The 12926-nt window shown below is 65.4% G+C and carries 10 protein-coding genes; 1 reads left to right on the forward strand and 9 read right to left on the reverse strand.

From position 1 onward, the window contains the following. Positions 1-442: 442 nt before the first annotated feature. The 3 genes from M5D76_RS00765 to guaA all read right to left on the reverse strand — a co-directional run bounded on the left by M5D76_RS00765 (position 443) and on the right by guaA (position 3752). Entirely contained in the window at positions 443-1633 is a 1191-nt protein-coding gene (locus tag M5D76_RS00765) for a macrolide family glycosyltransferase (protein ID WP_248921507.1), read from the reverse strand. Beyond that, positions 1630-1839, reverse strand: a complete 210-nt coding sequence (locus M5D76_RS00770) for an AbrB/MazE/SpoVT family DNA-binding domain-containing protein (protein ID WP_248921508.1) — start codon at positions 1837-1839, stop codon at positions 1630-1632. The genes M5D76_RS00765 and M5D76_RS00770 overlap by 4 nt, the downstream gene beginning before the upstream one ends. A gap of 323 nt (positions 1840-2162) precedes the next feature. Continuing rightward, complete coding sequence (guaA, locus tag M5D76_RS00775; RefSeq protein WP_248921509.1) at positions 2163-3752, reverse strand: glutamine-hydrolyzing GMP synthase; 1590 nt, start codon at positions 3750-3752, stop codon at positions 2163-2165. A 374-nt stretch (positions 3753-4126) separates the two neighbouring features. Here guaA and M5D76_RS00780 point away from each other — a divergent pair, with 374 nt between their 5' ends. After that, positions 4127-5593, forward strand: a complete 1467-nt coding sequence (locus M5D76_RS00780; protein WP_248921510.1) for an LCP family protein — start codon at positions 4127-4129, stop codon at positions 5591-5593. 124 nt (positions 5594-5717) lie between these two features. On the opposite strand, the gene M5D76_RS00785 is transcribed toward M5D76_RS00780, so the two are convergent. The 6 genes from M5D76_RS00785 to M5D76_RS00810 all read right to left on the reverse strand — a co-directional run bounded on the left by M5D76_RS00785 (position 5718) and on the right by M5D76_RS00810 (position 12913). Continuing rightward, positions 5718-5984: a type II toxin-antitoxin system Phd/YefM family antitoxin gene (locus tag M5D76_RS00785; RefSeq protein WP_248921511.1), complete on the reverse strand. Its 267-nt coding sequence runs from the start codon at positions 5982-5984 to the stop codon at positions 5718-5720. A 171-nt stretch (positions 5985-6155) separates the two neighbouring features. Then, complete coding sequence (ychF, locus tag M5D76_RS00790; protein WP_248921512.1) at positions 6156-7217, reverse strand: redox-regulated ATPase YchF; 1062 nt, start codon at positions 7215-7217, stop codon at positions 6156-6158. Between the two features lie 35 nt (positions 7218-7252). Next, positions 7253-8533, reverse strand: a complete 1281-nt coding sequence (locus tag M5D76_RS00795) for a 4Fe-4S binding protein (RefSeq protein ID WP_248921513.1) — start codon at positions 8531-8533, stop codon at positions 7253-7255. Positions 8534-8661: 128 nt separating this feature from the next. Beyond that, complete coding sequence (gene groL, locus M5D76_RS00800) at positions 8662-10299, reverse strand: chaperonin GroEL (protein WP_248921514.1); 1638 nt, start codon at positions 10297-10299, stop codon at positions 8662-8664. A 62-nt stretch (positions 10300-10361) separates the two neighbouring features. Next, positions 10362-10652, reverse strand: coding sequence for a co-chaperone GroES (gene groES / locus M5D76_RS00805; protein ID WP_248921515.1), 291 nt, complete (start codon positions 10650-10652; stop codon positions 10362-10364). Positions 10653-10981: 329 nt separating this feature from the next. Further along, complete coding sequence (locus tag M5D76_RS00810) at positions 10982-12913, reverse strand: NAD(+) synthase (RefSeq protein WP_248921516.1); 1932 nt, start codon at positions 12911-12913, stop codon at positions 10982-10984. Positions 12914-12926 lie beyond the last annotated feature (13 nt).

A 12926-nucleotide genomic window follows, 5' to 3' on the forward strand; every position in this document is an offset into this window, starting at 1 on the left:
GGCCTCCTTCCTTCCGTACGAAGGCTACTCTAAGCTATGACGTAACGTGAGGGTCAAGTGGCTTTTCCAAATTGCCCGCAACAGCTAAAAGGCCGCCTATCAACTCGATAGACGGCCTCCTTCGTATTGCTTGGGCTCGAGACTACAGCAGCGGCTCGAACTCGCGTTAGATCGGGTCTCCGTCGCCCACGAATTGAAGCTTGGCTAATTCGCACCGCGGGGGAGCTCCGGCGCCGACGCTCGCGGAATTCGCCCGCGGCGGGCGTCGGCCCCATGGCTCACGAACGGTCGCGCCTACGGCTCCTCCCCCGCCGAGCCCTCGGCGTGCTCTGTCGGCGCATGGAAGAATTCATGGAAGAATTATCCCGAAAGGAACGTTTTCCAGTGATGCAAAGTGGTGCGCCGAAATAATCGACGCACCACTTTGATGTGCCGCATGGTCTTAAGCCCCCACATGACGACGTGCCACCTGCTCGATGAAGTCCGCAGCGCCAGCTGGGCCTACGCATGAGCGCAAGTCGTCGCGCATTCGCGTAGAGCCCTCAATGAGCCGCTCGTCCTCCAAGGCGGCGAGCACTGCATGGCGTAGCGCAGCGCCATTCCGTGCCGCCTCTTCCTCGAGCATCGTGCCTGCACCAACCTCCGCGACACGTCTCGCCACGGCACGTTGCTCGCCAGTCAGCGGGAAGAGCAGCTCGGGCACGCCCATCCACATGCCCTCCGAAGCGCTATTCATGCCGCAGTGGGTAACGAACAGGCTCGCTCGCGAGAGCACCTCCATCTGGTCAACGTATTGCTCCACGCGCACGTTGCCAGGCAGCTCTCCCAGCCGCGCCGGGTCAAACGCCTTCCCGCATGAGATAAGAAGGTCCACGTCGGTGTCGCGCAGCGCTTCGATGAGCGTGCGATAGAAACCCGGGTGGTCGTTGATCACCGTGCCGAGCGAGGCGTACACGAACGGTCGGCCGGCCTTCTCCTTGGGGGCCACGTCGCGCACCGAGGGACCCACGAACCGGTAGTGCCCCTCGTCGAACGTCTCGGAGCACGGCTGGAACGTCCGTGAGGTGTAGACGATGGTGTCGTCGTCAGGCTTGTTTCTCACGATGTCGAGAGCGCTTTTCACGTGGTAGCCCAGAGGACGTAGTCTGCGGATTTCGCGGTTGAGGCGCGGCAGGCCCAGGATCAGGTCGGCCAGCTCGGTGGCGCTGTGGCTCATGTACTTGGAAGAGTGCTCGTTGAACGCGAACGTGGTTGTGGAGCATACCCAGGGCAGGCCATGCTTGGCCGCGGCCAGCTTGCCCCAGAAGCACGCCGAGTCGGTCACCACCACGTCGGGGCGCCAGGACGCGACATCTTCGGACACGACCGGGTCGAGGTTCGCGACCGTGCGAAACGACTGCACGCTCATCTCGGTGGTGGACACACTGCGGAGCCGCTTCTCGGCTTTCTTGTCAATAGGCGGCAAGAAGGAGTCGCAGGCGACGAACTGGGCTCCTGCGTCCTCGATTCTCTCGCGAAACTCCTCGAACGAGTAATAGCGAACCTCATGGCCACGCCTTGTGAGCTCGCGCACGACCTCGATGGTGGGGTTGGTGTGGCCGTATGCCGGGATGCAGAACCAGAGCGCCCTCATCGCGCACCTCCGTCGAACACCGCGCTGATCCACTCGCCGAACTTTTCCTTGGGTGGGATGGCGAGGCCGCGCTCGGCATCGCCTAGGATAACGAGCGTATCACCCGGCTTGATGCCGAACATGTCGCGCGCCTCTTTGGGAATGACGATCTGCCCCTTGGCACCAACCGTCGCCGTCCAAGCTCCCCTGCCCTCAGGCATCTCCATGGTATCCTCCTCCACGGTATAACTAGTTATACTAATCATACTATCGAGTAATTCGACAGACAAGGGAAGCGTGTTTGGCGCCAAGTGCCGCTGTACCACAAGAACAGCCACGTCGTCCTGACGGGGAGGACGCACATAACCCACGAGTGCACGAGTCGCCCTTGGGCAATCCTGGGGCGCTACCTATTCCGCTACAAATAATCTGGAAAGAAGCGTTTTCTAGTGTAGAAAAGTGGTGCGCCGATTTCTCAAACGCACCACTTCTGACCTGCGGTTTTGTTGTGTTTCGGGGTGGAGTATGAAATACCGTTTTGTCCCGAATTTTACTCCCACTCGATGGTCGCAGGAGGCTTGGGCGTGACGTCGTAGACGACGCGGTTGATGCCCTCGACCTCGTCGACAATGCGGCTCGAGATCCTGCCGAGCACCTCATAGGGCAGCTTCGCCCAGTCGGCGGTCATGGCGTCGGAGGACTCGACGGCACGGACGATCACCGGACGCTGGTAGGTACGCTCGTCTCCCATGACGCCAACGGACTTGATGTCGGGAAGGACGGCGAAGTACTGCCAGCAGCTGTGCTCGGAGTTGCGATCGCCGGTCTTCTCGAAGAGGTCCTGGTTGTAGGCGTCGAGCTCCTCGCGCACGATGGCATCGGCGTTCTTCAGAATCTCGAGCTTCTCGGGCGTGACGTCGCCGATGATGCGGATGGCCAGACCGGGACCCGGGAACGGCTGGCGCCAGACCATCTTGGCGGGCAGGCCGAGCGCGATGCCGAGCTCGCGGACCTCGTCCTTGAAGAAGTGGTCGAGCGGCTCGATGAGGTCGAAGTGGACGCCGTCGGGGAACGGGATCAGGTTGTGGTGGCTCTTGATGGTCGAGGCCTTGCCGCCGGTCTTGCGCGCGCCGGACTCGATGATGTCGGGGTAGATGGTGCCCTGGGCGAGCATCTCGACGCCGCCGATCTTCTGGGCCTCGTCGAAGAAGACCTTCCAGAACTCGCTGCCGATCAGGCGGCGCTTCTGCTCGGGGTCGGTGACGCCCGAGAGGAGCTTGGCGTATCGCTCCTCGGCGTGGACGTGGACCAGGGGCACGTTGAACTGGTCGCGGAAGACCTCCTCGACCATCTCGGGCTCGCCCTTGCGCAGCATCCCGTGGTTCACGAAGACGCAGGTCAGCTGGTCACCGATGGCGCGGTGCACGAGGGCGGCCACGACCGAGGAGTCGACGCCGCCGGAGAGCGCGAGGATGACCTTGCGCGAGCCGACCTCGGCGCGGATCTCTGCGACCTTCTCGTCGATGATGCCCTCCATGGTCCAGGTCTTGTCCAGGCCGCAGACGTTGAAGAGGAAGTTGCTCAGCATCTCGTTGCCGTGGACGGAGTGGCGCACCTCGGGATGGAACTGCGTCGCGTAGAGGTTGCGGCTCGCGTCCTCCATGGAGGCGACGGGGCAGGTCTCGGTGACCGAGGTGATCGAGAAGCCCTCGGGTACCTCGCTGACGGCGTCGCGGTGGCTCATCCAGACGGTCTGCGCGTCGGGCGTGCCGTCGAGCAGGCGGCTCTCGCCCTTGCGCGTGAGCTGCGCGGGACCATACTCGCCCTTCTCGGTGTGGCCGACCTTGCCGCCCAGCTTGACCGCCATGATCTGCTGGCCGTAGCAGAAGCCGAGGACCGGCAGGCCGAGGGAGAAGATCTTCTCGTCCATGTCGGGGGCGTCGTCGGCGTAGACGGACGCGGGGCCGCCGGAGAGGATGATCGCGGAGGGGCCCATGGCGGCGAGCTCGTCGGCCGGGATGTCGCAGGGGACGATCTCGGAGTAGACGTTGAGGTCACGCACGCGACGCGCGATGAGCTGACCGTACTGCGCGCCGAAGTCGAGCACGGCGACGAACTGCTGGGGCCTGGAATTCTGCATCTGTTCCTCCGCGGGTGTTTCGAGCCAAAGTTTGGAAAATTCTACCTGCTCACGACCGCGCGTGCCGCCTCGTGCGCAAGCGTCGCCAAATAAGTACAAAGCACGTGCGATAAACGTGGGCGGACGTGCGCACGAGACGGGTCCGAACGTGCCGCTTGGGGGAGCATTCGCACTGGTCGCACAAGCAAATCGAGGCAGTTTATGGACTTCATGCGGCGCGGGCGCGAACAAACTACAATGTATGGGTTGTAAACGCCATTTGCACGTGTCACAACCTGCGTGACTCAGAGGCACGGCGCGTCGCACCCCAGCGCCCGTGCACGACGATTTTTCTACGGTGAGGCGCCCTGGCGCCCGAACCGCTGGGAGGTATCTTGGGTTCCCACAGCAAGCACGCGGCGATGTCGAAGGCCGAGCAGAGGGCTCGCTCGGCTGCCGCCTACTCTTCCAACAGCCGCTTTGCACAGGAGGACGAGGCGTCTCGCTACTCGAGGTCGGGTGGCCTCTCCCACTACGTCTCCAAGCGCAAGAAGGCGCGCAGGAAGTCCAGGGTCATCCGCACGGTACTGATCGCTCTTCTCGCCCTCGTGGTCGGGGGCGGCGTCGCGGCCGCGGCCTACATCGCAAACATCAACAGCAAGATCACCAAGAACGTCGACAGCAACCTGCGCAGCGTGCTGACCGAGACCAAGGTTACCGAGCCGTTCTACATGCTGCTGCTGGGCATCGACCGCGACGAGGACCGCGCGGCCGAGGCCGGCAGCACCGACTACTCGGGCTTCCGCACCGACACGATCATCCTGGCGCGCGTCGACCCCACCAAGAAGAAGGTCACGCTCGTCTCGATCCCGCGTGACGTCATGGTCAGCATGGGCTCGAACGGCGAGCAGAAGATCAACGGCGCGTACTCGCTGGGCGGCGCGGCCTACGCCACGCAGGTCGTAGAGGAGTTTGCCGGCGTCAAGATCAGCCACTACGCCGAGATCGACATGGACGGCTTCGCCGCGATCGTGGATGCCATCGGCGGCGTCGACGTCGACCTGCCGGTGCCTGTCGTCGACCCCGACTACACGGGCCTCGACCTGCCCGCGGGCAAGCAGCACCTCGACGGCACGACGGCCGGCCTGCTTGGCCGCTGCCGCCACGGCTACGACGAGTACGGCGGAGGCGACTTCTACCGCGAGGCGAACCAGCGCATGCTGATCGGCTCGGTCGTCGACAAGGTCATGGGCTCCAACGCCGTGACCATCGCCAGCACCATCTCCACCCTGGCCGGCTACGTCACCACCGACCTCGACGTGGGAACCATCGTCTCGCTCGCGAGCCAGTTCGCCGGCATCGACGTCAACAACGACATCTACTCGGGCCAGTGCCCCACGATCTCGCAGTACGTCAACAACACCTGGTACGAGATCTGCGATACCACCGCCTGGCAGTCCATCATGCAGCGCGTGAACGCGGGCGAGCCGCCCTACGCCGACGGCGCACAGGACTTCACCGCAGGCGTCGCGGGCTCGGTGGGCCAGTCCACCAAGGGCGCCGACGGCACCATCACGCCCGTCTACTCGGGCAACGTGTCGGTGCTCAACGGCACGGGCGAGTCAGGCGTCGCATCCAACGTCGCGAACAAGCTCAACGGCTCCGGCTTCACCGCGGCCGCCGACAACGCGCCCGCCTCGACCCCGACGACGGTCATCGTCTACAACGGCGACGGTGCGGCGAAGGCCGCGGGCGTGGCCGAGAAGCTCGGCCTCAACGTGACCCCGGCCGCAAACGACGGCAGCTACAACTCCGTGGTCGACGTCGTGGTCGTCCTCGGCTCGGACTACAAGGCGAGCTAACGAGAAGAGACAGAGCGAACGCAGGAGCGCCCTCTCCGATCGGAGGGGGCGCTCTTCTCGTCAGCAGTATGTTCGCGGCGGTCTAGGATGACGTGCGCGCTCGGCCGAAGCGGCGATCTGGACCTTATAGGGCATACTTTTCCCTCAGTTGCGCGACCGCCTCAAATGCATCCCTGCATTCGCCGCGTTCAACGGCGTCAATCCCCTCCTGGACGAGGGCAACCGTGCGACCCACTCTCGCCTGCTTTTCCATGGCCTCATAGACTTCGGTGCTCATGATGACCATGTCGGCGCATCCGTTCTTTGTTACATGAACGGGCTCGCCGGACTCATGGCATAGCCTTGAGATCCTGGACGCATCCTTCAGCTCCTTTACCGGGACCATCTGCATGGCAGCTCCTTTCGATTTCATTGTCGCCACCGTACCATGATTCGGTGCTAATTATCCCATAATCCTGTCCGACCCTGTTCAGTTGTTCCGCCCGAAGGCTTTGCAAAACGCAGGAGCGCCCTCTCCGATTGGAGGGGGCGCTCTTCTCGTCAGCGGTATGTTCGCGGCGGTCTAGACGTTGAAGCGGAAGACCATGACGTCGCCGTCCTGGACGACGTAGTCCTTGCCCTCCATGCGCAGGCGGCCGGCCTCGCGCGCGCCCTGCTCTCCCCCGAGCGTGACGTAGTCGTCGTAGGAGATGGTCTCGGCCTTGATGAAGCCGCGCTCGAAGTCGGAGTGGATGACGCCGGCGGCCTCGGGCGCCTTGGCGCCGATGCGCACCGTCCACGCACGGACCTCCTTGGGACCGGCGGTGAAGAAGGACTGCAGCCCGAGCAGGTGATAGGCGGCCTGCGCGAGCGTCTCGAGGCCCGAGCGCTCGAGGCCGAGCGACTCGAGGTACTCGGCCGCCTCGTCGGCGTCGAGCTCGGAGAGCTCTGCCTCGACCTTGGCGCAGATGGCGATGGTCTTCTCGCCGTCGATCTCGTGCTCGTCGTGGAGCTGGTCCTCGTCGCAGTTGGCGACGTAGAGCATCGGCTTCATCGTGAGCAGAAAGAGGTCGTGGGCGGCGGCACGCTCGTCGTCGGTCATCTCGAGCGTCGCGGCGCGGTTGCCCTCGTTGAGGTGGGCCTGCAGGCGACGCGCGATGTCAAGGCGCGGCTGCATGCTCTTGTCGCGCTTGGCCTCCTTCTCGAGCTTGGGGATGGAGCGCTCGAGGGAGCCGAGGTCGGCGAGGATGAGCTCGGTCTGGATCGTGTCGGCGTCGGCAGCCGGGTCGACGCGACCGTCGACGTGCACGACGTCGGGGTCCTGGAAGAAGCGCACGACCTCGCAGATCGCGTCGCAGTTGCGGATGTTCGCCAGGAACTGGTTGCCCAGGCCCTCGCCCTCGTTGGCACCCTTCACCAGGCCTGCGATGTCGACGAACTCGACGGCTGCGGGCACGACCTTGGCGGGATTGACCATCTCGGCGAGCTTGTTGATGCGCTCGTCAGGCACGTCGACGATGCCCACGTTGGGGTCGATGGTCGCGAAGGGGTAGTTCGCGGCGAGGCCGCCCTTCTTGGTAAGGGCCGTAAACAGCGTGGACTTGCCGACGTTGGGCAGTCCTACGATTCCGATCGAAAGCGACACGTCCTCATCTCCTGATCTCGGTTGGTCGTCTGTTCCTATTCGTCAGCGAGGCGCTCGATCGCATCGAGGCCCCTCTTGAGTTGCTTCTTCGCCTCGGCCTTGCCCTCGCGCAGCTTCGCGCGCTGCTTCTCCGCGGCGCGCTTCTTGCGCTCGGCCTCCTCGTCCACGATCACGAGCTCGGCAGGGTCGCACGGGCGCATCTCGAGCGCGTTCTCGGGGCAGGCGACGGCGCACGCGCCGCAGTTGACGCAGTAGGCCGCCTCGACCGAGAAGCGCCCGCCGCGGTCGAGGTCGCAGGCATGCTGCGGGCAGGCGTCGAGGCACTTGCCGCACATGGTGCAACGCGAGGTGTCACAGGTGGGCACCTCGAGCTTGAAGTTCTGGGCGAGCTCGGGGCGCTGCTGGAGCGTCGCGAGCAGGGCCTTGCGGTCCTGCGTGAGGATGCGTCGGCGGTTGGCCGTGGTCTTCTCGCCCGCGGTCTGCTCGAGCGCGCGCTGCATGTCGAAGACGCGCTCGGAGTGCTCCTGGAGCTTCTTCGCGATGGCCGCAGCTCCGCCGAGGGCGGGGTTCGATGCGGCGACCAGCGTCTGGCCCGCACGCGCGACGCTGCCCATGAACTGGCTGCGCTTGAACGCGCGCGAGAGCTCGTGGTCAAGCTCGGACTCCTCGACCTCGAGGCCCGCACCTCGCTCAGCCCACTCCTCGGCCTGGGCGATCTGCTCGGAGAGGAACTCCTCGCCCGTGGTGGTGCGGCACTTGTCGCAGATGCCCAACGGCAGGTAGACGCTCACGTTGCCGAAGTCAGCCAGGAGCGAGAACCAGAGCTCGCGCGAGATGGCGCCCACACAGGGAAGCACGACCTCGTTCTCCTTAGGCATACGGTGGAGCCTGCCCATGGCGCGGGTGCAGGTGACGTAGCACTGCTCGTAGGCATTCGCGATGCGGCCGATCTGGTCGTAGAGGCTGTTGGCCATGATCTTCTGGACCAGGAACACCTCGGTCGGGCAGACGGCCGTGCACAGACCGCACTTGCGGCAGTCGTCGGAGACCTTGACCGAGGCGCCCTCGATCGTGATGGCGTCGACGGGACAGACGTCGAGGCACTTGCTGCACACGTCATGATTCTCGGACGAGACGCGCGCGCAGAAGATGGAGTTCGAACGAGGGCGGCTCTTGTAGTCGGCGGGGTTGAAAACCTTGACCTCGTTGGGGTCCTGGGCAAGAGTGCCGGCGATGTTGCCAAGCGGGTTGGAGACCGCCTGCCAGTCTCGCTGGATGTCGATGATGTCGTCGATCATGTCACGCTTCTTGGCCACGGTTCCCCCTTGCCTCGTTGCAGCCAACGTCCATTGTAGATGAAGGGGACCCGGGCGCTCGTAAAAACGCCCGGGTCCCGAAAAGGACGGATTACGTCAATCCGCTATGGTCGCACGTGGTGCAGGCCTTAGTACATGCCGCCCTGGCCGCCCTGTGCAGCAGCAGCGGAGATGGCCTCCTCGATGCTGGTGTTCTTGGGCTCGTCGGAGACGGTGGCCTCGGTGATGAGGATCAGTGACGCGACGGAGGCGGCGTTCTGGAGCGTGGTGCGGGTGACCTTGACGGGGTCGAGGACGCCCATGCCGATCATGTCGCCCCACTCGCCGTTGGCGGAGTTGAGACCCTCGCCCTCGGGGAGGCTCTTGATCTTCTCGACCACGACGGAGCCCTCGAAGCCGGCGTTCTGGGCGATGGTCCTCACGGGAGCGGCGAGGGCCTTGCGGATGATCTCCACGCCGATCTTCTCGTCGGCGTCAGCGCACTCGACGGAGTCGAGGGCCTTGGAGGCCTCCAGGAAGGCGACGCCGCCACCGGCGACGATGCCCTCCTCGACGGCGGCGCGGGTGGCCTGCAGCGCGTCCTCGATGCGGTGCTTGACCTCCTTGAGCTCGACCTCGGTGGCAGCGCCGACCTTGATGACGGCAACGCCGCCAGCGAGCTTCGCCTTGCGCTCCTGAAGCTTCTCGCGGTCGAAGTCCGAGTCGGTGACCTCGATCTCGTTGTTGATCTGGTTGATGCGGTCCTCGATGGCCTCCTTGGAGCCGGCGCCGTCGACGATCGTGGTGTTGTCCTTGGTGATCTTGACCGACTTGGCACGGCCGAGCATCTCGGCGGTGATGTCGGTGAGCTCGATGCCGAGCTCCTTCATCGCGGGCTGGCCGCCGGTGAGGACGGCGATGTCCTCGAGCATGCGCTTGCGGCGGTCGCCGTAGCCGGGGGCCTTGACCGCGGCGATGTTGAGGGTGCCGCGGAGCTTGTTGAGGATCAGGGTCGCGAGGGCCTCGCCGTCAACGTCCTCGGCGATGAGGAGCAGCGGGGAGCCGCTCTTCTGGATGGCCTCGAGGACGGGGAGGATGTCCTGGATGTTCGAGATCTTCTGATCGGTCATCAGAATGTAGGGGTTCTGGAGCTCGGCCGTCATGTTCTCGTTGTTGGTGGCGAAGTACGGGGAGATGTAGCCCTTGTCGAACTGCATGCCCTCGACGGTCTCGATATCGATGCCGAAGGTCTGGGAGTCCTCGACGGTAATGACGCCGTCCTTGCCGACGACCTCCATGGCCTCGGAGATCTTCTGGCCGATGGCCTGCTCGCCGGCGGAGATGGTGCCGACGGAGGCAATCTGCTCGGAGGTGGAGACCTCGCGGGAGGCGGCCTTCATCTGCTCGACGGCGGCGTTGACGGCCTTGTCGACGCCACGACGAATGGCGATGGGGTTGGCGCCAGCGGCGACGTTGCGGAGGCCCTCGTTGACGATGACCTGGGCGAGCAGGGTCGCGGTGGTGGTGCCGTCACCGACGGTGTCGTTGGTCTTGGTGGCGACCTCCTTCACGAGCTGGGCACCCATGTTCTCGACGGGGTCCTTGAGCTCGATCTCCTTGGCGACGGAGACGCCGTCGTTGGTGATCGTGGGGGCGCCGAACGAGCGCTCGAGGGCGACGTAGCGGCCCTTGGGGCCCATGGTGGTGGTGACGGCGTCGGCCAGCGTGTTCACGCCCTTGGCGAGCTTGGCGCGGGCGTCGGTGCCGAAAGCAATATCCTTAGCCATTGTTCTGATCCTCCAATTGGTTGGTTCTCACGCGGCGCTCGGCGCCGCGAAGCGAGTCGAAGCTAGTCGGTGATGATGGCGTAGATGTCATCGGCGCGGAGGAGCAGGAAGTCCTCGCCGTCGACCTTGACCTCGTTGCCGCCGAACTTGCCGTAGTAGACCTGGTCGCCCACCTTGACGTCGATGGCGATGCGCTCGCCCTTGTCGTTCATCTTGCCGGCGCCCACGGCGACGACCTCGCCGCGCTGCGGCTTCTCCTGCGCGCCAGAGGAGATGTAGAGGCCGGAAGCGGTCTTCTCCTCCTTGGGAGCAGGCTTGACGAGGACGCGGTCGCCCAAAGGCTTGAGAGTCATAGTGAACCTCCTAGTAGCATGCAACAGCGTGCACGACGTGTGCGAGGCGGCGGGCCGCCCCGTTGTTCCAACGTTGTGAATGATACCCAGAACCTCAGGCTTATACAACGCAATTGAAAAAATCTTACAACGGACGCTTAGATTTTCTGAGGCATCGAAATGAAGTGCTAGTAGAGGGCGCACGCAGGCGAGAAGAGCCTGGCACTCCCCTGCAGCACGCACGGGCACGGCGCGCGCCTACCGCCCCAAGAGCATGCAACCCCAATGGGCAGGCGCGCCCATTGGGGTCCACAGTCACATGCGGGGCTCCGGCCCGAGGCGAAAGCCGCCTACCTGAGCCCCTCGAGCTCACGCAGCCACGTCGTGGCGCACGCGTCGGAGGGCATGCGCAGGTCGCCGCGGGGCGACACCGCGACCGAGCCCACCTTGGGGCCGTCTGGCAGGCAGCTGCGCTTGAACTGCTGCGAGAAGAAGCGACGGTAGAAGACGCGGATCCACTTGAGGATCGTCTCGTCGTCGTAGGTGTCGCCGAGGGCGTAGCGCGCGAGGCGCAGCACCTTGCGCGGCGCGAAGCCGCGGCGCAGCACCTGGTACAGCACGAAGTCGTGCAACTCGTAGGGGCCGACCAGGTCCTCGGTCCTCTGTGCGATCGTTCCGTCGTCCTCGGCGGGCAGAAGCTCGGGCGAGACCGGCGTCTCGAGCACGTCCACAAGGACGTCGGAGAGCTCGTCGGAGTCGGTGGTGTCGGCGACGTAGCGCACCAGGTGGCGCACGAGCGTCTTGGGCACCGAGGCGTTCACGCCGTACATGCTCATGTGGTCGGCGTTATAGGTGGCCCACCCCAGCGCGAGCTCGGAGAGGTCGCCGGTGCCCACCACGAGGCCGCCCTCCTGGTTTGCGACGTCCATCAGGATCTGCGTGCGCTCGCGCGCCTGCGCGTTCTCGTAGGTCACGTCGTGGGTGCGCTCGTCGTGCCCGATGTCGGCGAAGTGCTGGCGCACCGCGTCCACGATGCTCACCTCGCGCAGCGTCGCGCCCAGCGCGTCGGCCATGACCGTCGCGTTGCCGTGCGTGCGGTCGGTCGTGCCGAAGCCGGGCATGGTCACCGCGATGATGCCGGAGCGGTCGAGCCCCAGGATGTCGAAGGCCCGCGCGCAGACGAGCAGCGCGAGCGTCGAGTCAAGCCCGCCCGACACGCCGATGACGGCCGTCTGCGAGTGCGTGTGCGCGAGCCTCTTCGCAAGGCCGTGCGCCTGGATCGCAAGCACGTCCTCGCAGCGCTCGTTGCGCCTCGAGACGCTCGCCGGGACGAAGGGGTGCGCGTTCACGCGGCGCGTCAGGCGCGTCTCGCGCACCGCCAGCGAGAAGGGCGTGACCTCGTAGCCCAGGTTCTCTGCGGACGGCGCGACCTCGAAGGTCGACAGCCTGCGCCTCTCGGCCGCAAGCATGTCGACGTCGATCTCGCTCGCCGCGCGCGCGTCGCCGAAGGGCGCGCCCTCGGCCAGCAGGCTCCCGTTCTCGGCGACCATGTCGTGCGCCGAGAAGACCACGTCCTGGCTCGACTCGCCCCACCCCGCGCTCGCGTACACGTAGCCGCACACGAGGCGCGCGCTCTGCCCGCGCACGAGGTCGCGGCGATAGGCAGCCTTCCCCACCACGGCGTTCGACGCCGAGAGGTTGCACACCACGGTCGCGCCCGCGCGGGCGTGGTCGATCGAGGGCGGCGCGGCGACCCACAGGTCCTCGCAGATCTCGGCGGCCACCACGAGGTTGGGCATCTCCTCGCACGAGAAGAGCTGCCTCGTGCCGAACGGCACGCCCCGCGCGCCCGCGAAGTCGACGTAGGAGATCTCCTCGGGGCCCGCGCAGAAGTGGCGCGCCTCGTAGAACTCGTTGTAGTTGGGGATGTGCGTCTTGGGCACGATGCCCAGCACCTCGCCGCCGGCAAGGGCGACCGCGCAGTTGTAGAGCTTGGCGCCCACGCGCACGGGCGCGCCCACGAGCACGATCGCGTCCAGGTCCGCAAGGCCCTCGGCGAGCCGCGCGACGCCCGCCTCCGCGGCGTCCAGAAGCGCGTCCTGCCAGAACAGGTCCGCGCAGGTGTAGCCCGTCACGCAGAGCTCCGGCAGCACCACCACGCGCGCGCCGTCGAACTTCGCGGCGTCGGTCGCCTCGTGCAGGCACGCATCCACGTTGAAGTCGACGTCCGCCACGCGCACCTGCGGGCTCCTCGCCGCAACGCCTACGAATCCGTCCTGCATGGGTCCTCCTCCT

Origin of the sequence: Olsenella intestinalis, from assembly GCF_023276655.1 — a bacterium.
GTDB classification, from domain to species: domain Bacteria; phylum Actinomycetota; class Coriobacteriia; order Coriobacteriales; family Atopobiaceae; genus Olsenella_J; species Olsenella_J intestinalis.